This window comes from Candidatus Poribacteria bacterium, assembly GCA_026702755.1.
Classification (GTDB): Bacteria; Poribacteria; WGA-4E; order WGA-4E; family WGA-3G; genus WGA-3G.
Map to the genome: position 1 here is coordinate 1 of JAPPBX010000078.1, position 22,656 is coordinate 22,656.

Consider the following 22,656-nt stretch of genomic DNA (forward strand, 5'->3'; position numbering starts at 1 on the left):
GACGCACGCATAAAACTAAAAAGACTATATCCTAAAACTCAACATTGAAAGACTACTAGCCTTGTTAAAGTCTAACCGAATCCCGGAAACTCAGGCAATCCTAGATATCGCGAAAAAATCCCAACAAAATAAGGAACCTTGGTTAACGCATTTTTTGAAGGGTTGTGCCTATCTTGAAGCAGGTAAGATTGAACTCACCCAAGAACAGTTTGACCTCGCTCATCAAGAAGCATCCCGAGTAGGAAGAAGAAATGTCGATTCCCTTCTTATAGCAAAAGCACTTGTAGCTTATAAATCTGGGAATGTGCCTGAAGCATTGAAATTTCTTGAGGAAGCGCGAAGACTTAACCCAAATAGAGCTTCAACCAGCGAACGTATACGGAAATGGCAGCAAAGCGAAGCATAAATCTACTTTGAAATTCTTTTTCGCTGAAAAAAGAGAGAACAATGTTATAGTGAATTTTACAGAAAAACTGAAAACGTATCAGACATAAAGTTTTCCCTAAATCAACATTCAATTTCACCTAAACAAGCATAAGGGTAAAAATAATGATTAATCGACTATTCCCAGAAAATCCAAACGAAGTAGAAGAAATTTCGATCCAAGATGGGAAACTACGTCTCTACCCTCATCTTTTCTGCCCAGAAGAGAGTGAGAGGTTCCTTCCTCAACTAAAAGATAATGTCAATTGGCGACAAGAGGAAATTAAATTATATGGCAGATCAATCCCGTTACCCCGCTTAACTGCATGGTTTGGCGATGAAGGAAAAACCTATATGTATTCAGGCATAACCGTTGAACCTGAACCGTGGACACCAACATTATTAGAAATCAAAAGCAGGATCGAGGAGGTTTCACATGTAACATTCAACAGCGTTTTACTCAACTACTACCGAAACGAACGCGATAGCGTCTCTTGGCATAGCGATGATGAACCGGAATTGGGGAAAAACCCGATCATTGGTTCAGTCAGTTTTGGTGATGTCAGGACATTTCAACTAAAACACAAAACAGATAAATCACTAACAATCAGCAGAGACTTACCAGATGGTAGTTATTTTGAAATGGCAGGGAGTACTCAACATCATTGGTTACACCAAATACCAAAACGAACTCGGAAAATAGGTCCGAGAATAAATTTAACTTTCAGAATTATCCAAAGGACATAATGAGAGCTAAAAATAATTTTTTTCGAGACGAAGTCTTTTCTGCGATCTGTTCGGAATATCCCACATTGCTTAACACAATCTACCTAACAAATGATGCCCAAACTATCGAACAGAAACGAAACCTCTTGAAGAAACTACAAGAACCTGCCGCAAAATTGCTATACAAATATCGCGAAGAACCAGACTTTCCCTTAGATTACTCAAACCCTGATTATCAAACTGTTTACTTGCTACGTTACTTTTTCCAATATTCACTAATTGTGCCTTCTATTCTCTATTACCATCTCGAGGACTTCTGTCACTTTGAGGATGAATTACTAACTGCTTCTTTTTTTGGGTGTGGGCCCGGATCAGAAATCTATGGATTCATGCACTATCTAAATAAAACCTATCCTGATATTGTTAGAATTTCAGCAGCTATGTTGGACAGGACATCTACTGCTTGGGAGCAGTACCTTTGTTCTCGTACCCGGGTCAATTTCACTGGCTGGAGGTATAGTAGACAGATTATCTTCGATCACTTCTTAAGCAATGTCCAGAATCCCAGTTTGTATGCGATTGCCGACTTTAAGTCGGATCTTGATGGAGATATTAGAGACCTTTTACGTCCTGCTTCCAGCAGATGGGTGAGAGAGTCAGATTTAATATGCTTTCAATTTTGCTTAAATGAAGTGCCTGAATCAAAGGATCAACAACTTATGAATAGCCTGAAACATATAGTCAACATTATGAAGCGTGGAGCATTGCTGTTGATAATTGAGCCCCCATATAAACGAGTTAGAAACTTACTCGAAAATTTCCGATCTGAATTAGTAAGAGAATTTAGGCATAATATAGAAGTCCGTTCCAAACCTGATAAGGACAATCCATATATTGAAATGGATCTAAAGGATCTAAACTTCAACTATGTTCCCTCAGAACTACATGATTATTTATTTTCACGCGAGCGTAAAACCTCACTTGCAACAAGTGTAAAATATTGCTGGCTCGGTGTATCTAAAAAATAGTTAATCCCTACATTGATCCCAATTATATGACAGACGATCAGAAAATCAGAACAAACTATTAGACAATTGAAACAGGAAATCCATTTCGGTTTTTCTGTCTCTTTTTTCTTGCAACCCAACCCATTTTATGCTATCCTACTCTCTAAGGAGATAGCGATATGCACCAGTCCACAGATACCCATCGCACAGCGAAAGATTTGTCGCCAGAAGAATTGGCCGAATACCGTCAGCGGCTTGATCAGCACTTTCAAAATCGGAAAGTGGATGAAGTGTTGCTGCAGCGCGCGTGGCAGACTGCACATCGAGTTGCCACTATGCTCTACGAAGATTTTGGTGCAACACAAGTCGCTGTATTCGGGTCGCTTGCCGGACAGAAATGGTTCTCAAAAGGATCAGATATTGATATTGCCGTCTGGGGACTTCCTGGTGACACATATCTTGAGGCGTTGTGGGAAACCAGAAATTTCAGTCCAGAGTTCAAAATCGATCTCATCAACTTTCACAGCGCGAAAGGACAATTTCGCGAGCGGATTCAAAGCCAAGCTATTTCAGTTCAACAGGGAGAAACAGACTGCAGTAGATTGATCTCTGAATGCCAGAAAATTCGTAGAGAAAGGGAAGAAATTTACGGCAAAATGAACAATCAAGAACTCATCAATCGAATCGCTGATGAGCGGAAAAAAATAGCGAGAACTGTTGAAAAAATCAAGACGCGCCTCGAAAAAATGGAAGCCGCATCTGCTGAAGATCAGGAAGACCTTAAAGACCTGATTGCCATGCGCCTCCCTGTCTTCTATATGGGATTAGAGAACATTTTCAAACGGATTGCTAAAGAAATTGACATGGATGAACCTCAAGGAAAAAATTGGCATACAGACTTATTACAACAAATGTCAACGTCGCGCTCATTGCGTCCGTCTGTGATTTCGGAAAAAACAGCTACCGCTTTAACTCACATTTTAAAGTTTCGCCACCGTTTTAGAAACATATACGTATTTGAATTGGAACTCGAAAAAATCGTTGAAAACGCACAAGAGGTCTGCGATATATTTGACGGTCTATCTACAGAACTCGACGTGTTCATAGTATGGTTAGAAAACCCGGATGAGTAGTTCATGGAACAACGATATGCCTCAGTCTACAGATACCCATCGCACAGCGAAAAATTTATCGCCAGAAGAATTAGCGAAATATCGGCAGCGGTTCGATCAACACCTTCAAAACCGAAAGGTAGATGATGCGTTGCTTCAACGCGCTTGGCAAACCGCACACAGGATTGCGGAGATGCTCTATAAAGATTTTGGTGCAACACAGGTTGCTGTCTTCGGGTCGCTTGCCGAAGCAGATGCATTCTCAAAATGGTCGGACATTGACATCGCTGTTTGGGGCATCCCGAATGATAAGTATTTTCGGGCAGCATCAGTAACATCCGACATCAGCGGCTTATTCAAAGTGGATCTGGTTGATTTTGACAGTTGTAAAGGACTATTTCGCGAGAGAATTCAGAGTCAACTGACACCAATCAAAAAAGGCGTAACCTACAAAGTGGATAGGTCAGCACTGATACAACGTATCTCCGATGAATGCATTGAAATAGAAGGTACCATCGAAAAAATAACAGAACGATTAGAGAAGATCAAAACGGCACCAATTATCTACAAAGAAGAAATAGAAACAGCAATTGCCAAAAATATCGTAGACTGTTATAGAGGAATAGAAACCATTTTTAAACAGATTGCTATGGATATTGACCTACGCATGCCGGACGGAAGTAGATGGCATAAGGAACTGCTAATACAGATGACAGAACCCTACGCGGAACGGCAACCTGTGATTTCCCAAGAAACGTTCGAGATTTTGGAGGAATTTTTAGAATTTCGCCATGTTTTTAATAATATCTATGAGAAAAAATTGACTTACAGTAAAACGGAGAAAAACGCCAAGCAAATCGGTGAGTTGTTTGACATCCTCTCCAAAGAACTTGATACGTTTATTGCTTACTTAGAAAAACAAGAAAATGACTGAACAGACCCTCCTCCAACAGATTACAGACTTCTGCCGCTTGCTCCGACAGATGGGTATCAATGTGAGCACTACTAATCAGCTCAGTTGGTGTGAGAGCATTCATCTCATCGACATCGGTGAGCGGGAGGCGTTTTACCATACGGCGCGGACGAACCTTATCGCTAATGAAACAGATCGTGAGACATTTGATACTGCTTTCAATCTGTTTTGGCGATACCCGCGCCCCGAATTCCAAGCTGTTGAGACAGAGGAGGAGGCATCTGAACCATCCAGTCTCCAAGAGCTCTCCGATGCTACCGACGAGCAAGAGGTCATAGAACAGTGGTTGGATGCTGAGATAGAAGACGATGCGGAAGAAGGAGAGGAAGACGATCCGCTCGCCTATAGTATAGAAGAGGTACTGACCCGGAAAGATTTTAGCGAGTTCACAACGGAGGATATGGAGAAAGCACGGGAAATCGTGGCGAAATTAGCGGCGGTGTTGGCGACAAAACTCAGTCGTAGAAAAGTCGTTGGCAAAAAGGGTAAAACGATCGATTTCCGACGAAGTTGGCGAAAAAGTCTGGTACACGGTGGCGAACCGCTTGCGTTAATTCGGAAACAGCAGAAGATTAAGAAAACCAAGATTTTGCTCCTCTGTGATGTCAGTGGTTCTATGGATTGTTATGCGAAGTTCCTCATCCAATTCATCTACGGCATGCAACAGGAGTTAAGAGAGGTAGAAGTTGCTGTTTTCAGCACACACTTGACAGATATTACAGGACTTCTCCGACGGAAGGGGTTAGCGGAGGGATTGAACGAAGTGGCGAATGTTGTGCCGGACTGGTCGGGTGGAACAAAAATAGGCGAAAGTCTATTAGAATTCTGTCGGCAGTTCGCGCCTTCTCTATCGGCATATCGTTCGGTCGTCATTCTCATCAGCGATGGATGGGACCGGGGTGATGTAGATGTGTTGCGTCGTTCTATGGAGATGATCCACCGGCATGCCTACCGCCTTATCTGGCTCAACCCGTTGCTCGGTAGTGACGGTTATCAACCGATCTGTCGAGGCATCCGCACGGCTTTACCTTATGTGGACTATTTCCTCCCAGCGCACAATTTGGAGAGTTTGGCGCAGTTGACAAAGATATTGATTCCGATCTGGGCACGATGAATGGTGCCTACAAACTAAAAAACTAAGATAAGGAACCCTAACTATGCAAGTTCAAGCAGCTGTGATGCTCCAGCCGGGGCAGATAGAAATCCGTGAATTTGAGAAACCGTCTCCTGCAGATGACGCACTCCTCTTACAGGTCGATCGCGTCGGCATTTGTGGGACTGATAAGCACGTGTATCTCGGGCACGTTGACCTGCCATTCCCTATCATCCCAGGACATGAAGTTGTTGGTACGGTTGCTGAGATCGGCAAAGATGCGAATCAGGTAATGAATGTGATGGGCGGTCCTATCAAAGCTGGCGACCGTGTAACTGTGGTGCCTGGCTCAAAAAACTGTGGTAGATGCTACTACTGTTTGCATGTGCCGGGTCGTGCGACCTTGTGTTCCAACAGAAGGATATACGGCTTTGGCAATAGCGAGACACCGCCCTATCTAAATGGTGACTTCGCTGAGTATACGTATATCCACGGTAATTCTTGGGTGTACAAAATGCCAGAGGGTATCCCGGAAGAGATTAGCGTCTTGACAGAGCCTGTGGCAGTAGCAACGCGTGTTGTTGGACGCGCGTATGCCCCCGGTCTGCCGCAAGTGGGAGATGGATACAGTATTGGGAGTCGGGTAGCCGTTCTCGGATGTGGACCGATTGGTCTCCTCGTCGTTGCTGTGTTGCGGGATAGCGGTGCTGGAACTATTATTGCCACCGACCTTGTTGACAGTCGGTTAGAGATGGCGAAGCAGATGGGTGCGGATGTAACTATCAATGTCGGAGAGACAACAGCTGAAGAGCGGGTCGAGCAGATTCAGGACCTCACGGACGGTGTCGGTGTAGACATCGTGATTGAGTGTGCAGGATTGCCATCAGTTTTCTCCGAGGCATTGGATGTAGTGAGACGAGGCGGGAAGGTTATCGAAGTCGGACATTACACAGATTCCGGGGATACCCAAATCCGACCTTATCAGATTTGTAACAAAGATCTGGACGTTTGCGGGGTATGGGCATATCCACAAATCCAGTTTCAAACGGCGTTGGATTTCCTCCAGATAACACGTGTCCCGTTGCATAAATTGATAACACATCAACTGCCGTTGCATCAATTAGAAAAAGGCATCGATATGCTTGGACAAGAAGGGGTTTACAAGATTGTTGTTGAACCGCAGTTGTAGCGACGAAAGAAATTTGTGAGTGCGGTTTCTAAATGCTTAAAGTTACCAATCAAGACCATAAATGGGACGAAAAAATGAAAGACCACAGAAGTGTGTTCATCGTAATTTGTTGCTGTGTGCTGTTAAGCTCCTTAATGGGGGTTAAAGCCGGAGCTGCGGATAGTGAATCGCCAGACGCAGTGCCTCTCTATAAAACCATAGAAGGGGCGAAAACCTACATCGTGCAGCACCAAAACTCAGATGGCGGTTGGCCCCTGGTCCCCGGTGCGGATAGCAATGTAGAGAGTACTGCTTTCGCTATTTGGGCATTAATCGATGCGGGTTGGGGCACCGGATCGCAGGTAATCCGAACAGGCGTTCAGTATCTCAGAAATAAGCAGTGGGATAACGGAAGCTGGAACAACAACACCGCGCATACCACTTTTGCGCTTGTCGCCTTAGCGACAGCAGAGACCGATCCAGAAGTGCGTTTTAAAGGGCTTCGCTGGTTAAAAAAAGCGCAAAACGCCAGCGGCGGATGGGGCAAAAAAGAGCGGAGTCCCGACAATATTCTTTATACGGCTGCTGTGTTGGCAGGATTCAGACGGCTCGGCTTTGAACGGAATTTTGAACCCATCTCCAAAGGTGCGGAGTGGCTTGAAAAGGGCATTAATTTTGACGGTGGCTGGGCATTGGAACGCGGGAGCCGGTCCGACGTTTTTGTGACATCCTGGGTAATACAAGGGTTAGAGCCTGTTTATGACATCGATCTCCAGATGGCATGGTTGAAGCAGTTTCAGAATGATGATGGCGGATTCGGTAGATATAAGACGAGTCCGAGTGATCCTGAAATCACGGCTATCGCTATTATGGCACTCGCCGCTGGGAATGACCCGCTCAATACGCGTCGGGTGGCTATCAATTATCTGACAACTGTACGGCAAGCGGACGGCAGCTTCCTTAGCAATACGCCGATTGAATTGACGAAACCGACTTCCAATTTACAGTCCACCTGTTTTGTCCTCATCGCTATCCATGCCAAAACGGCAGATGAATTGAATGTCCAATGATGTGATGAGCACAGTGCTAAAGCCGTGCCTCTATCTCCGCTCATCAGCGATGGTAGAACCCGGCATGATGTAGTGTATACCTTTGGTTAGTTGGGCGACTTGACGCTGAAAGTTGTCTCCAAGGGTGTTACTACTCATAGAGGTAATACCACCAATAACGTAGACACGGGCAAGTGCCCCTCGGCATACTGAAATTGCTCTCCCCGCGGTATATCCTTTTTCTGGACGCTTGCTCGTTGATTCATCTGTGACGATGATAAGGACAAGGTCGCGTCCCTGTTCTGTCCGGAGTTTTGGCACCCCTTCAATGATTGCATCTAACAGATGCTCATCACCGATTTTGGGCAGGCGAAACAGTGATTTCACCTGTTCTGGCTCCAACGGCGGTTTGGTTACGACGACAGTGCTTTCGCCGCCCCCGACAGCTGCCCAAAATCGGATAATCCCAAATTGATAGTCCAGTCCGGCTGCTTTGAACACCGAAACCATCAGATCCAAGCCATCACACGCTGGATCTGTTTTGGTTTCCATGCTCAAACTATAGTCGAAAACGAACACTATATCTACTTTATCGGGTCTACTTTCAACGAGGTTCTCAGCAATGCGCTTAAATAAGCCGTCAATTCGGAGGAGTGCCTTGTCGGCAATCGTCTCACCACTCCGAATGCGTTGACCATCCATCCGCTGCTGGTTTGAATCAATTGGGTACCATACACCGCCGGTTTGATCCGTAAGTTCTGCTTGAACTTTCTCGCTAATGCCGATGAAATTGAGCTGCGCGTTGTTTTGTCGGCAACGGTCAACAATCTGTTTACTAATTTTGCTTTTGGCTTTTGCTTCTGTCCATGAAGTCCGCATCCGTGAGTTGGTAACCACAACAAACTGCGTCGTTACACCCTCACGGAATTCCAACTCATTCAAACCTTTCATGATCGCATCAAGTCCATACCCAGATTTAGAAACGTCCGTCTCAACCCGCGCCTCTCGCAGAGCGTTTTCAATACCGATGTAGTCAAATGTCCATTGATGAAATATGTACTTCGGTTCCCCTTGCCCTGATTTAAAATTCACGAGAGCAAATCTGTAGTCCATCGTTTTTGCTTCTATAACGGTGATCATATCGACGAGTTTCTTCTCAAGGATAGCAACGGGTGCGAACATCTGCTGGCTAACGTCAACGATGAACACGACATCAACCTTCGGATTTTGTGTGTGTTGGGTTGCGCGTTCTGCAATGTCTTTAAGGCTTGCGCCTATATCTGCCTTGAGGGTCTTTTCCTTCTTCGCCGTCGGGTCTACCATTATTCTGTGTCTTCGCCGAGGTGGGCGAACTTGTGCTGCTGCCTGCAATGTGGATACCAACATACCCACTGCACACAAGCAACATATCCATTTTTTCATATCGTCTCCAATCAAAATTCGACCAAAAGCTGCGGTACAATTGTGGCACTGCGTGTCGATTTTTCGATGTTGTTTATCCGGTAAACAAGCCGTGCAAGTGCACCTTCGGTAAAATGCCATGTCAATGCCCCACCGAGTGTTGTCCACGGTTGAGCATCAGCAGTTCGGTTAAAATTGAATGTTCCGTACTTCTCTGTGTCAGGATTCCATATATCATATTTTAATCGAACATCTATGGTCTCTGTCAAGGGAATTTCCGCGTGAAGATAGTAGCCCTCCACCGTTGTTGTCCGGTTATGGGATGTTATTGCAGGCTGCGTATATTTTAAGAGTTGTGTGTCCGTGCCTTGTACCCATTCAGCAGCGAGATCGAATCGCCAGAGCTTGAATTTCGTCGCGAGTCCAACTCGGCGTTTGTAGAATAACGTAGACGGATCTACGTCACCGCTATTTGGATTGAAAGGATAACTGTTGCCATCAAAGTAAGATCCTCCAAGCCAGATCCGCTTGCCTAAGAGCGAAAGCGTTCCGTTGACGTGCAAAAACAGGGGAGGACTGTTATTTCGGATCGGTTTCAAAATGCCGCCGCCACTACCGTGCGGCCCGATTCGGATACCAGATGCTATAGTTCCGTCGGTGACGGTGCGTAGCGAATCCGGTCCATCTGCGAGTGATAGGACGTAGGCAACTGGTCCAACATATCCATTCAATTGCAATCCGCGATCAGAGATGAAACCGATATTTTTCCGTACTAAGTTATACAGCGGGTTTGCAGCGGCATCCGATTTTGTATCAATACCGAAAGCATGTCGAAACCGCCCCACTTTCAGCGACGCGCCTTTTGGTAACACCGGTAACCCCGTGAGGATTGCGTAAATAAACCCATGATCGTCCGCCACTTGTGTACCGAGGTGGGAGGTCGTTAGGAGTTGCTCCCCAAGGACACTGACATGCTCCCCAACACTCGTTGTTACGACGAATTCAGCAACATGGATGAGCGTAGTTCCAGAATGCCAATTGTTTCTATCGGGGACTAAATCCGTTCCGGGAGTGATGCGGCGAATGTCCAATGCCCCGCCGAAAACCAGATTTCCGAATGCGTCGTCAAATAAACCAGCGGTATCTGTCTCTTGTGTTTCGTCCATATCATCGAAACTAAAGATATTTTCATCGTCTTCCACAAGTATGTCATCTGTTTCGGACGTGTCTTCCACAGATTGAACGTTTTCAGGCGTACTCGATGGGTCCCCCGGATAGGAGCGTGCGATGATTTCAGCGATATTGCTGAACCCGTCTTTATCAGAATCCTCTTCTGCGATTCGGAGGAACGTTGACAGATTCATGCCATTGTGTAAGAACGCCCTACCGTAAGGATTAGGAGCATCGCCACCTTTCTTTGAAGAATGGCAGACGTTACACCCGCTTGCCCATCGGTATTCGGCACGAAACATTTTATAAAAGGCAGGCAGCGCGAAGGCAGCGTGTTCTGTGATTATGGTCAAAAAAAAAGTTATCAAGAAAAAAAACAAAATTTTGCGCATGATAGATTCCTTCCAAAAACTTTGAAAGCATGTGTAGGGCTGAAGGGAATCGCCCTACACAATATCTGCGACTAATATGTGTCCAAGTCAATTTCTTCTTGACTAAACCGGAGGTGCGCCTGGTTAACTAATTCGACAATAGCATCCCATTGTTTACGTGTTTCCTCAGAAACGCCTTCTGCCTCAAGTGCTTCCGCAAATTTGAGGAGCGTTTCGCTAAATTTGTCTTGTAGGTAGACGTATTCCTCAGTCTGATCCGCGTTTTTCGGTGGCTCGAAACTTGAGATACTCTTTGCATATTTGGCGAGCCGCTTCGCCGCTTCGACGGCTTTCGCTTTGTCCCCTTTTTCGTCAAAGTAGTCAACAACGACGAAATAATCATCTATCATCAACATCATGAGTGCTTTCAGGTCTTCGACATCAGGCATCTCTTCTTCTGCGGGATCGGGTGTTGGCATTTTTTGAGCGTCAGGTTTGGGTTTCCGCTTGAGGAAGAGCGCGTAACTCATCACCAATGTCTTTTTTGGAATTAGAGCAACAGCATTTGAAGCGGCTTCATGTCCTTCAACCGCTTTAACATCTTCCCCAACTTTGAAGGCATCGTCTATGCCCTTACCGATGAACTGCTTGAGAAACGCCTCTCCTGCAATCGCATCCGATTCCTTGTGTTCATAGACTGCCACTTTCACGACTTTTCCCTTCATGTCCAGTCCGACAGCCCCTTCAATGGTACCGTGCGGTCCCTTGGCATCAGCGAACAACACCAAACCCATAGGTTTCTTTTTGTCGTTAATCGGAATGTAAAAAACCGGTTTCTGGTCTTCCACCTGGAGTTTAGTCCCAAGCTCTTTCTCAATTGATGCGATTTTATCAGCGGTTAGTACCGCATTTCGCTGCACAAATTTCTTCGCTTTTGGAAAAATACCCGCCAACTTCTGCCCGGGCCATTCCGTTTCATGTGCGTTACTAAGCAGTGGCGTACTCACGAGAAAAAAAACAAGTGCCAATAAGATGCCTACACGAGGCTGGCGATAGGTTTGGAAAAACATCTGTAATCTCCTTATTATGAAGATGTCCACTGTCACAACACGTGTGTCGCAACAGTGGATTCACTTTACTCCTCAACTTTAACCATGAAACTGGGCCATAGAATTTGATCGCCATGCTTCAGTTGTCCGAAGATTTGATAAATCCCAGCTTCAGGAAAAGTGGTCATGAGCATGACAGTGGGACCGAATTTTTCCGGCGTGGTGCCGTAATGTTGATGACCAGTTGCAGATACCTTTTTCATCTTATGTCCGGCATGCGGATCTTTCTGCATCATCTTGCTGGGATTTTCACTTCCGAGAACTGTCCCATGTGTATGTACAATACCGTCCAAGCGTGTGCTGACGATAGCGAAATGCATCGGCGCGTCCAGAAACGGGACGAGGTCTGTGATGGGTTCTCCACCATGCGAAAAATGGTAAGTAATGTGGACCATTTCGCCTACCTTAATCCGTTTTGGTGCTTCGATTTTCGCATGATACGTAGACGTGCCCACTTCATCGGTTAGAGAAACGGCTTTTGTATAGCGGTCTCCACCCTCATCAGTATAACTGAAAACGCTTTTTTCACGGCGGAGATCTTGCGCCATATCAGCCATTTTCTCCTCACCTACGACATCCAAATATAGGTACTTAGCGAATTCGGCATCCGCAGTCATTATATCAACAGCGAGAATATATCTTCCCGCTGCAGGGAATGTGAAGTGGACCGTATACCTTCCCTCCAACTCTGCCATAATGTCACGAGATTCAAAATCTTCGGGATGAATATGCCCAATGATTTGTAAATTCTCACTGACGACCAGTACATGCAGAACGCGCGCATGATGCACCATGAGGTCAACAACGGGTTCACCGATTGCATCGGTGAGGTGGAATGTGAGTGTTGCCGATGTTCCTGCCCGAACAGTTTGTGGCTCAGTGTGAAGCGCAACGTTGAGAGATGCTGCGTTATGCATTTTATGCGCGTCGTGTATCCCATGCTCTTGGGCATGAACTACACCAACAAAAAACAGCATACTAACGACTATTGCCATGGTCCGAAAAATCGAAAAAAACGTGAAATTCCGGGATTGCATTGTTTTCCCTCCGCTAAATTAAAACGAATAGGATGTGGTTAAAGAAACCAAATTGCCAAATTCAATCGCATCACCCGCATCGTAAAGGGTTTCCTGCGTCAGCGGAAACATGACGTTAGCAGACACAAAAATACCGTTTGGTACTGCCAAAGACATACCCAGCGATGCCATGCTGTAACGTAGCCCGGTATTGATATCACGTTCCCCAGCCCAAGCAGCGGCGGATTGATAAAATCCGAGATAGTTCCCGCTAAATGAGAACCAATCGAAAAGGCGATACGTAAAGCCAGCTGTATAGATTAACTCTACTGGACCTCGATAAGTCTTGCTATTTTCATAGACTGGAAACGTCCCGCGTGTGGAAGCTATGACAGTCATACTGCGGTAGAGCGGTAGACTGTACTGCAAACCAGCAGTAGGGTTAAAGGTTCCAGTGCCGAACTGGATATGAAGGTGCTTAATCCCAGCGTCTCCAAGTTCCCACGGGTTTTCCTCGGTTTTGCCGGTTGGAATCGTCGTACCCAACCGAGCAAATAACGCGTCATCCGCTTTGAAAAATCCAGAAATTTTATAGCCTAAAAACAGGTCCAGATCTGCGAGTCCGGTATAGGTTTCATTTCGATGATGAATATCCCTACTTCGCAAGATGGCTTGCCTTTCTTCAGAACTCACCGAATCAATCCACTCAATGCTTGCTTCTTGGTTCTTGACTGCATACGGAATGTTCGCCTGCAATGTCCACCGGTCATCAAGTAAGTATTGCAACCCAACATCAATTCGGTAAGTACTCAATGCTACATGGTGTCTATGCAAAGGAGCATCCACAACTTCTCCTGTTGGTGAAAGTCCTCTTTTTTCAAGATGTCCACCTTGTGCATCAGGGGATACCAACATATTAATATTAACTCGAAACTGATCTATCTCTTTTGAAGCCAACCTGACTTCATCCATCATCCCACTGGGTGGTAGGACAGGATTGCTTCACGCAGGACAGCTTTCTTGTGCGAATCCCAAAGAGGTAAAAACCCAACTGAACAGTATCACGTGTAAAAATAAACGCATTTTTATATCCTGTAATTTATGTCATCCGAAAGTATCGCAGCGCAGCGAGCCATACGACTTCGCGCCACAGATCTATTGGCAGTTTCCCAGGGTAACAGAAAAAGAAACCCAAGAAACAATATGTAAAAGTATTGGAACTAAAAGATAAGTGAGTACTCGAAGCGTTCCTTGTGGAACCCACCCAAGTATTAAGGTATTAAACCGAGGGAGGACCTCTACGGGTCAAAGAATGGTTGGAAAAAAGTGTAGAAAAAAGAGTGGGCGGAACCTTAAACGATTCCCATGTGGCAACAGGCGAAGTCGTTGAGATAGGAAGAATTGAGACGAGAGAGTGATCCATCGATTCACGGGATTCGTGCGTGTCGTATCTATCGTCTGGAAGAACAAGTTCTAAATCTTTTGAGCAGCACGTACCACTTTCAGATGGCGTTTCGGCTTTACCCGCTGTGCCTGTTTTAGTGCTTTGACAACAGGTTGAATGCGTTTCAGTAACTCCGCTCAGGACTTTTTGAGACGCGTCGTGGCAGAACTTTTGTTCAAAGGCTGCACAGAGGAGAGGGCATACCGAATAGACGTATAATAGCCCTACAAGTAAGATAAGAACCTGTCGATGTTTTTGGAACATTGTGCAATAAACTCCGCTCTTTCGTCAGAAAGTGGAAATCGAATCATACACTTTAAAAACATTATACACCAAAATTCCAAAAAGTTGCAAGAAAAATGAATATTTCCATAACTATACACTACAAATCTCAAAAGTTGCAAGAAAAACAGATGTTTAGGGCACTTAACTTTTTTGGTAAACTTCGTTAGGGTGGGCATCGTTTTGTTATTGGATTGCTGCACCGCGTGGCAGCACACGCAATTTAAGTTGCATTGTAGATGTGAATTGGATATACTATGTGATTAGTGGCTACGCCTAATTCACAGTATTCTGAAGTGTTGCTCACTGTTTCTGCCTAAAATACAAAGAAGCTAACCGAACGAACCGCTGTAATTTTTTAAATTAAAAGAGAGGAAAATCTCATGGCGTATATCAAGATTCCAAAGGAATGGGAGATCCCTGAAAACCAAGTGACATCCGAGTCCGACTATATCAACCGTCGAAAGTTCATCAAAGATTTGGGCATCGCGAGTGCCAGTGCTTTGCTGTTTTCCAGTTCAAACGCCTGTGCTGGGAAAAAGGGAGTTGAGAAGCAGTTAGAACCTTTCCAAGCGCAAAAACTTGCAGTTGAGAATAACTCACGTTTTACTGTGGAAAGACCAACAACAGACGAAGTTGTTGCTGCTACCTACAACAATTACTATGAGTTCACCTCCTCCAAGAGCACAGTTTGGAAAAGAGTAGATAAGTTCATAACGCGTCCGTGGGAAATTGAAATATCGGGATTGGTCGAAAAGCCGATGACCTTAGATGTGGACGACTTAATCAAGCAGATGCCTATTGAAGAGCGGATCTACCGGTTCCGTTGCGTTGAAAGGTGGGCAATGGTAGTACCTTGGATCGGCTTCCCGATGAAAGCGTTGCTTGAAAAAGTTCAACCCACTGCTGATGCCAAATATGTCCGAATGCTCACGTTTTTGGATCCAGATATGGCACCAGAACAACACAATGTTCGCATGCCGTGGCCCTATTTTGAAGGGTTAACGCTCGCGGAAGCGATGAACGACCTAACACTGCTGGTTGTCGGTATCTATGGACATGTTTTACCACCACAACACGGTGCACCTATTCGGCTCATCGTTCCTTGGAAGTATGGGTTTAAAAGCATCAAATCCATTGTGAGCATTGAGTTAACAGACCAGAAACCGCGCACTTTTTGGAATACGCTTGGACCCAGAGAGTACGACTTTGAAGCAAACGTCAATCCCAATCTGCCACATCCGCGTTGGTCACAGGCTAAGGAGTGGATGATTGGCAGCGGCGACATTTACAAAACCGTCATTTACAACGGGTACGGCGATGCCGTAGCACACCTTTATCAATAAGAGCTTGCGGGGCCTCCTTGCGGCGTGGAGACGAAATGGATAGAAAACAGAGAATCACGAAAACCTTTCTTGGATTGTTATGCCCAGTCTTACTATTATCTGTCGGATGTGATGATTTGTCTCTGGACATGTTTGATAACAAGGAAACTGCACCCGCGATAGGTTCCATTGATGGCAGTGTTGTCGCGGCAAATACGCAATTTGGCTTTAACCTGTTCAATGACATCCGCAAAACTGAGCAGAATAAGAATATCTTCATCTCACCATTTAGTATTTCCATCGCCTTGGCAATGACACTGAACGGCGCATCCGGTGAAACCGAACAAGCAATGACCAACGCCTTGCAACTACAAGGATTAGACTCTGAGGCGATTAACGCTGGCTATGCCGGATTGCGCCATAACCTTCAAACATCAGACCCGAAAGTTATACTCGCGATTGCAAATTCACTCTGGGCACGTCAAGATGTTCCGTTCAAGCAGGATTTCCTGCAGCGAAACACCCAATTTTTCGGTGCTGAGATCTCAACATTAGATTTTACGGACCCAAACACCCTAACAACAATTAATCAGTGGGTAAATACCAACACCAACGGTAAGATTACAAAAATCCTTGATGAAATCAACCCCGATGCGGTGTTATTTCTGATTAACGCTATCTATTTCAAAGGGTCGTGGCAGACAGAATTTGACCCATCGCACACCCGCGACGGAACTTTCCATCTCGTAACCGGCGGCGAAAAGCAGGTACCGATGATGACAAGGACGGGTGATTATCCGTATTATGAAAATTATGAAGAAAAGTTTCAAGCGATTAGTCTCCCTTATGGTGATGGGCGAATCAGCATGTACATCTTCCTGCCCTACCGTGAATCTGACCTCAATACCTTTTTAGATGGTTTAAATACTGAGAATTGGGAGAATTGGATATCGCAGTTTCGCGAGCAAGAGGTGTTCCTCAGCATGCCCAAATTTAAGTTGGAATATGAAAAAACGCTTAACAATCCGCTGCAATCACTTGGTATGGGCATCGCGTTTGCACCAGGGGGTGCAGACTTTAGTCGGATGGCAGATTTAGAGACTTTGGGTAGAAATTTGTACATCGGGGAAGTGCTCCATAAATCAGTCGTTGAAGTCAATGAAGAGGGGACTGAAGCCGCAGCAGTCACCAGTGTTGGGGTTCGCGTAACCAGTGCACCACCTGCGTTTATTGCAGATCGACCGTTTTTCTTTGCAATCCGTGATAACGAGACAAAAACTGTCCTATTCATGGGCATTGTGGTGGATCCGTAGATAGAATACGAAAACTATAACAATGCTGCCACACACCATTTACCAATAAAAACGGAGATATTCTCATGAAAGTACAATTTAGGACTTTCTATAAATTGAACGTTGTGCTTATGATGTGCGGATTGATGCTTTTTATTTATATGGGTTGCGGTGGTTCTGATGATGAGGCTTATGAAGATGAGGCTGCCCATGGATTCATCCCATCAGCATTAAACCCACCAAACGGTGCCGTCTACGACGATGTCTTCTTTAAAGAGTATGGCACGAACCCTTTTATTGATACAGAAGATGATCACTTTTCAACATTTGGCATGGATGTTGATACCGCTTCCTACTCCGTTACGCGACGCTATCTTCGCGATGGTCACCTCCCACCACCAGAAGCCGTTCGCGTTGAGGAATTCGTCAACGCTTTTGATTACAATTATGCTCCACCGTCAAGGGACGCATTTGCTGTTCACATTGAGGGCGCGCCATCCCGATTTGGTGAAGGCAAGCGACTCCAATTGTTACGAATCGGTATTCAAGGTCGCGTTATTCCAGACGAAAACCGTAAGGATGCAATGCTAACTTTCGTAATTGATGTTTCCGGTTCGATGGCTATGGAAAATCGATTGGAATTGGTGAAACGCGCCTTAACGCTTCTGGTTGAACAACTCCGTCCGGGGGATGAGGTTGCTATCGTCGTTTATGGGACTAACGCGCGAACCGTCCTACCACACACCGGAATTGAAGGGCGTGAGGAGATTTTGGAGGCAATCCATTCCCTTGCCCCGGAAGGTGTCACGAATGCGGAAGACGGACTGCGCCTTGGATACACACTCGCCTCACGCAATGCCAGAATTGGTGGTATCAACCGTGTGATTCTCTGTTCGGATGGCGTTGCCAATGTCGGAGAAACAGGTGCTGATGGTATCCTCAGAAAAATTCGGTCCTACGTTGAGGAAGGGATTACGCTAACAACTGTTGGGTTCGGTATGGGAAATTTCAACGATGTCCTCATGGAACAACTCGCCAACAAGGGCAATGGGAGCTACGCTTACGTTGATACCCTCAATGAGGCAAAGCGAGTTTTTGTTGAAAACCTGACAGGGACACTACAACTCATTGCTAAAGATGCAAAGGTCCAGGTCGATTTCAACGCTCAAGTTGTCAGTCGTTTCCGCTTGCTCGGCTATGAAAACCGTCGCCTTGATCATGAAGACTTTCGTGATGACGACGCAGACGGTGGAGAAATCGGTTCAGGTCACAGCGTCACCGCTCTCTATGAAATTAAACTCCATGAAGGTGCCACCGGAAAATTGGCGACTGTTTTTATCCGCCATGAAGACCCTGACACCCGTCATGTATTAGAAATCAACGAAGAGATTTTCTCATCAGCGTTGAAACGAACATTTGAGGCGGCATCCCCTGAATTTCAACTCGCCGCCACTGTAGCAGAATTCGCAGAAATTTTGCGTGAAAGTTATTGGGCACGAGAAGGAAGTTTGGCGGCAGTATCGCAAAGTATCAAAGGGATCGCACCTCAAATTCCGAACGCTTCAGTCGATGAACTAATGACTCTCGTGAATCAAGCGACTCGCTTTAAGGCACTCAATAGCGAATAATTTGCGACATGCAAAAATTATGAAAAGCCTCGTTTTCGTTTTATTATTAATGCTGCCCATATCTTCAACAGCTGTCACATGGGAGTCCGTTGAAAGTTCACACTTTCGGGTCTACTACCAAGAAGGAACGGTAGACCCGATGTCAATTCTCCAGATTGCGGAGGACTTCTATGCCGAAATGCCGGAGTTGACAAGCCGTATGCCAGCAGGGATGATTGACATTTGGGTTTGTGATACACAAAAAGCGTTTCAGGATTCCGTTCATGCTCCTATCCAGGATTGGGCGGTTGGATGTGCCTTTCCGTTAAGTCGGCGCATCATTATCCAAAATCCGAAACACATCGCCCTTGCGAAACTGCAGTTAGTGCAAGTTCTCCGGCACGAGATCGCACATGTCCTCTTTGGTCAATGTACACGCAGAGCAGTCAAAGAAATTCCGTTGTGGTTTATAGAAGGTATCGCGACCTACTTCGCGGATGAATGGGTGCCGGGTCGCCATGAAACGTTACTAAAACACATCTTCTCGAAATCTATTCTACCCCTTCACGAGTTGGCACGCGGTTTTCCACGTTCACAAGCGGGAGCAGACTTGGCGTATGCTGAGAGTCAGGATGCAGTCCGTTGGCTGGTCGAAATTCAAGGGAGAGAGGTCCTGTTTGCCCTTATTACGGAACTCCACGCTGGCAACAATTTCAGTAGTGCGTTTGAAGCGACAGTGGGGTGGAACCTCGCAACATTCGATGAACGCTGGCGCGAATCGTTGACGGAACGTTACCGGTGGGCATCCCTCTTTTCTAACTCCTACATTTTGTGGGGAGGTACTGGCGGACTTGCCCTCCTTGGTTATCTTGTTTGCTTGCATCGCAGACGACGCCACCTGAGCAAACTCGCGCAACAGGAAGATACTGTAGACACATTCTTCAAAACCTAAAAGCTATGAACGCATATCTCATTTACATTGCGCTCTGCCTTGTCTGCTTAACATCCATAGCGACAGCGCAATCGAAACAACTCGCGCAGTATCCCAATCAACTGACACGCGACGGACATATCATTGTTCTACCTGACCACGGTACCGTCTACATGGTTTCCGATCTCCATGCACATTGGGACGATTTTAATCAATGGTTGCGACTCACGAAACTCGTTGAGCGACTTCAAGCAGGTGAAGATGTTTATGGGTTGATACTCGGTGATGCCATTGACTATAAGCCCGATGAACCGAGACACCCGCCTTATGGAGATATACTCATCGTTGACCGAGTTATGGAACTCCAAAGACAGCTTGGTGACAAGGGAAAAAGGCTTATCTATATCCGAGGGAATCACGAATTCGCTGCCGCAGATGCTTATGAGATGCTCAAGAAGCAAGGCATGACGATACAGAACCGACCTCACTTTATTCGTGCCTTATATGACAGCCCCCTTGGATCGTATTATGAGCAGTTTAATTTTATTGAAAGAATGACGGACACACACTATGAATTCCTGATGAATTTACCGACAGTCGTTATTGGAAAAAACGGCTTTGTTGGTGTCCATGCGGGCCCCGCGCGTTTTGTCAGGGGTCTTGCTGACCTTGTTGATCCGAATCCGAAAACCCTTGAGGAACTCCTTTGGCACCGTCCTACTATTGCTTATACGGGTGGATACACCTTAACCCATATTAAAAATTTTCTTGAAAATATCCACGGAAGCCTCCTTGTGGTTGGGCATACCCCAATCAGTTATTTTCCATTGCGAAACGTTAGAGACGGTATAGCAACATTTGGCAAAAGCCAACTTATTTTTTCAACAGGCTATAGCGGCAAACCCGGCGTTCCGGCGTATATCGAAATTGACTTGGCAGAGACCTATTCTTCTGTAAATGCCTTGAAGTTAGGTGTGAACATCCATCACCTGTATGATGAGACTGGAAAACCAAAACCTGAATAGAGAGACACCTCTGCAAGAAAGACGCTCATCATGCGACCACTCATTTATATCATGACCCCGGTCCTGATTCTTACTATCGTTCTCGCCTCTCGTTTTGTAACGTGGGATGCGATCAAAGGAGCAAAACCACAAGCACAAGCGAATGTGCAGCAGGGAACACTGTCGTTGAGGGAATGGAAGATTCCAGACGCAATAGCAGCGTTTACACGAGCGATTGAGATTGAATCCAAATATGCTGAAGCTTACGTGAAACGCGGTCTCGCCTATTATCGTATGGGTCAGTACAAAGCAGCCATCGCAGACTATACACGAACCTTGGACCTCAAACGATACCACGCCGATGCGTATGCAAGCCGCGGCGATGCTTATCGAGCGTTAAATGAAACGCAACATGCGCTTGCAGATTACTCCGCCTCGCTCAAAAAAAGGTGGGATGCCCGTGTCCTGCGAAGGCGGGCACAGACCTATCTCGAACAGGGCGACATTCAGAATGCCCTCACTGACTACAACACTGTGATTAAACGACAGCCGAGTGCCATGGCTTACTACATCCGCGGCAATGCCTACCTTCAACTCTCCATCAAAGGGAACACGAGTTATTTAAAACTTGGATTGGCAGATCTGGATCAAGCGATTGCTTTGGAACCGCGCTTCGCCAGTGCCTACATCAACCGGGCACGAATTTACGATCGCGCCGGAGAACAGACATCAGCAACCGCCGATTATATGAATGCTGTAGAACTGCTCACCGAAGCAATCAAGACGTGGCAAGGTGAGCCGAATGCACTTATACAGGTTTACCTCTGGCGCGCCTTCACTTACCAAAAATTGGGCAAAACTGAGAAGGCACAAAACGATCTGCACGAAATGAATAAACACATCTTTAGTTTTTTTCTTGAAAAAAGTAAAAAATTGTGATATATTTAATAAGGGTGACGTTTTAGCATTTCGCTTGACTTTCTTCTACTTTTGTAGGCTGATTTGCTGTCAAGAAACTGCTTCTACTGCACAACTCATAACTTAAAAAAATTGATTTTATCTTTAGGAGGCAATTAGAATTAATATGACCGGAGAAGCATTGGGTTTGGTTGAAACGAGAGGCTTGGTCGGGAGCATTGAAGCTGCTGATGCTATGGTGAAGGCGGCGAATGTCCGACTTATTGGTTACGAGCAGATTGGTGCTGGTTACGTGACTGTCATGGTTCGTGGCGATGTCGGTGCAGTGAAAGCCGCGACAGATGTCGGTGCTGAGGCTGCCGCGCGCGTCGGTGAAGTTGTTTCTGTTCACGTGATTCCGCGCCCGCACACTGAAGTCGAAACCATGCTGGAAAAAGCGTAAATTACTTGTAAGTGGATTAACCGTCCACTCTTGAGGAACGTCCAAGCTATTTTAACCAAAAAGGCGAATCATAGATGCCAGATCGTGCCCTTGTTGAATTGATTACCCAGCGCGTTGTCAATAGATTGACCACAGAGCAGGCGTGTAGCGGTTGTGCTTTGAGGTCTTGTGATGCCGGAAACCGTGCGTGTGATGCTATCACGCAGCAACAACAGATTCCGGTTGGCGTTTCAGCACGACATGCGCATGTGACGCAGGAGCACCTTGAAATCCTCTACGGTGCTGGTCACCAGCTTACTGTTTATGCACCACTCTATCAACCAGAAGCGTTTGCAGCGAATGAGACGCTGACGATCGTTGGTAAACGAATGCGTGCTATTGAAGCCGTTCGTATCCTTGGTCCCGTACGGGACTACTCCCAAGTCGAAGTCGCACAAACAGAAGCGATTCGGCTCGGATTAGACCCGCCTATTCGAGACTCAGGTGACCTTGCGGGGGCAGAACCTATAACGCTCGTTGGACCCGCCGGAAGTATCTATTTAGAGGAAGGGGCAATCTGTGCGACACGGCACATTCACATGACCCTCACAGATGCTGACGCGCTTAATATCCGTGAGAGCGATCTTTTAAAAGTACATTTCCGTGGCGAGCGTGCTTTAACGTTTGAAAACGTTCGTCCCAAAATTTCTGAAGATTATGTGCTTCAGATGCACTTAGACACTGACGATGCCAATGCAGCAGGTCTACAAGGTGGCGAACCCGTTGAAATTGTCCGCGATGCCGGTTGAGACGA

At 45.9% G+C, this 22,656-nt stretch carries 21 protein-coding genes; 16 read left to right on the top strand and 5 right to left on the bottom strand.

Annotated features, from left to right (window positions below; genetic code table 11):
* Positions 1–61 precede the first annotated feature (61 nt).
* The 8 genes from OXH39_13870 (at position 62) to OXH39_13905 (ending at position 7,572) form a co-directional block, all read left to right on the top strand.
* The gene (locus OXH39_13870; protein MCY3551544.1) at positions 62–406 is read left to right on the top strand and encodes a tetratricopeptide repeat protein; all 345 of its coding nucleotides are present in this window, start codon (positions 62–64) and stop codon (positions 404–406) included.
* Positions 407–549: 143 nt separating this feature from the next.
* Complete coding sequence (locus OXH39_13875; GenBank protein ID MCY3551545.1) at positions 550–1,170, top strand: alpha-ketoglutarate-dependent dioxygenase AlkB; 621 nt, start codon at positions 550–552, stop codon at positions 1,168–1,170.
* Positions 1,170–2,177, top strand: coding sequence for a hypothetical protein (locus OXH39_13880; GenBank protein ID MCY3551546.1), 1,008 nt, complete (start codon positions 1,170–1,172; stop codon positions 2,175–2,177). Before OXH39_13875 ends, OXH39_13880 begins: the two co-directional genes overlap by 1 nt.
* Before the next feature lie 158 nt (positions 2,178–2,335).
* Entirely contained in the window at positions 2,336–3,289 is a 954-nt protein-coding gene (locus OXH39_13885) for a hypothetical protein (GenBank protein MCY3551547.1), read from the top strand.
* Positions 3,282–4,202: a hypothetical protein gene (locus OXH39_13890; protein ID MCY3551548.1), complete on the top strand. Its 921-nt coding sequence runs from the start codon at positions 3,282–3,284 to the stop codon at positions 4,200–4,202. Before OXH39_13885 ends, OXH39_13890 begins: the two co-directional genes overlap by 8 nt.
* On the top strand, positions 4,195–5,355 hold the full coding sequence (locus tag OXH39_13895) for a VWA domain-containing protein (protein ID MCY3551549.1): 1,161 nt from the start codon (positions 4,195–4,197) through the stop codon (positions 5,353–5,355). The genes OXH39_13890 and OXH39_13895 overlap by 8 nt, the downstream gene beginning before the upstream one ends.
* Before the next feature lie 43 nt (positions 5,356–5,398).
* Positions 5,399–6,523 carry a zinc-binding dehydrogenase gene (locus tag OXH39_13900; protein ID MCY3551550.1) on the top strand — a complete coding sequence of 375 codons (1,125 nt, stop codon included), beginning with the start codon at positions 5,399–5,401 and terminating at the stop codon, positions 6,521–6,523.
* A 74-nt stretch (positions 6,524–6,597) separates the two neighbouring features.
* Positions 6,598–7,572, top strand: a complete 975-nt coding sequence (locus tag OXH39_13905; GenBank protein ID MCY3551551.1) for a terpene cyclase/mutase family protein — start codon at positions 6,598–6,600, stop codon at positions 7,570–7,572.
* A gap of 30 nt (positions 7,573–7,602) precedes the next feature.
* On the opposite strand, the gene OXH39_13910 is transcribed toward OXH39_13905, so the two are convergent.
* The 5 genes from OXH39_13910 to OXH39_13930 form a co-directional block, all read right to left on the bottom strand.
* Positions 7,603–8,973: a hypothetical protein gene (locus OXH39_13910; protein ID MCY3551552.1), complete on the bottom strand. Its 1,371-nt coding sequence runs from the start codon at positions 8,971–8,973 to the stop codon at positions 7,603–7,605.
* An 11-nt stretch (positions 8,974–8,984) separates the two neighbouring features.
* Entirely contained in the window at positions 8,985–10,475 is a 1,491-nt protein-coding gene (locus OXH39_13915; protein MCY3551553.1) for a hypothetical protein, read from the bottom strand.
* Between the two features lie 110 nt (positions 10,476–10,585).
* A complete protein-coding gene (locus tag OXH39_13920) occupies positions 10,586–11,563 on the bottom strand; it encodes an FMN-binding protein (GenBank protein MCY3551554.1) in 978 nt (325 codons plus the stop codon).
* 65 nt (positions 11,564–11,628) lie between these two features.
* Positions 11,629–12,639 carry a hypothetical protein gene (locus tag OXH39_13925; GenBank protein MCY3551555.1) on the bottom strand — a complete coding sequence of 337 codons (1,011 nt, stop codon included), beginning with the start codon at positions 12,637–12,639 and terminating at the stop codon, positions 11,629–11,631.
* Between the two features lie 18 nt (positions 12,640–12,657).
* Positions 12,658–13,575 (bottom strand): hypothetical protein, encoded by a 918-nt coding sequence (locus OXH39_13930; protein ID MCY3551556.1) that lies wholly within the window; start codon positions 13,573–13,575, stop codon positions 12,658–12,660.
* Between the two features lie 1,152 nt (positions 13,576–14,727).
* On the opposite strand from OXH39_13930, the gene msrP reads away from it, so the two are divergent.
* The 8 genes from msrP (at position 14,728) to pduL (ending at position 22,651) form a co-directional block, all read left to right on the top strand.
* A complete protein-coding gene (msrP, locus tag OXH39_13935; protein ID MCY3551557.1) occupies positions 14,728–15,690 on the top strand; it encodes a protein-methionine-sulfoxide reductase catalytic subunit MsrP in 963 nt (320 codons plus the stop codon).
* A 35-nt stretch (positions 15,691–15,725) separates the two neighbouring features.
* Positions 15,726–16,982, top strand: coding sequence for a serpin family protein (locus OXH39_13940; GenBank protein ID MCY3551558.1), 1,257 nt, complete (start codon positions 15,726–15,728; stop codon positions 16,980–16,982).
* 65 nt (positions 16,983–17,047) lie between these two features.
* The gene (locus OXH39_13945) at positions 17,048–18,589 is read left to right on the top strand and encodes a von Willebrand factor type A domain-containing protein (GenBank protein MCY3551559.1); all 1,542 of its coding nucleotides are present in this window, start codon (positions 17,048–17,050) and stop codon (positions 18,587–18,589) included.
* 19 nt (positions 18,590–18,608) lie between these two features.
* The gene (locus OXH39_13950; GenBank protein MCY3551560.1) at positions 18,609–19,520 is read left to right on the top strand and encodes a peptidase MA family metallohydrolase; all 912 of its coding nucleotides are present in this window, start codon (positions 18,609–18,611) and stop codon (positions 19,518–19,520) included.
* Between the two features lie 5 nt (positions 19,521–19,525).
* Positions 19,526–20,524: a metallophosphoesterase gene (locus tag OXH39_13955; protein ID MCY3551561.1), complete on the top strand. Its 999-nt coding sequence runs from the start codon at positions 19,526–19,528 to the stop codon at positions 20,522–20,524.
* Between the two features lie 30 nt (positions 20,525–20,554).
* On the top strand, positions 20,555–21,442 hold the full coding sequence (locus OXH39_13960) for a tetratricopeptide repeat protein (protein ID MCY3551562.1): 888 nt from the start codon (positions 20,555–20,557) through the stop codon (positions 21,440–21,442).
* Between the two features lie 145 nt (positions 21,443–21,587).
* Entirely contained in the window at positions 21,588–21,863 is a 276-nt protein-coding gene (locus tag OXH39_13965; protein ID MCY3551563.1) for a BMC domain-containing protein, read from the top strand.
* A gap of 74 nt (positions 21,864–21,937) precedes the next feature.
* Positions 21,938–22,651 carry a phosphate propanoyltransferase gene (gene pduL, locus OXH39_13970; protein ID MCY3551564.1) on the top strand — a complete coding sequence of 238 codons (714 nt, stop codon included), beginning with the start codon at positions 21,938–21,940 and terminating at the stop codon, positions 22,649–22,651.
* Positions 22,652–22,656: the final 5 nt, after the last annotated feature.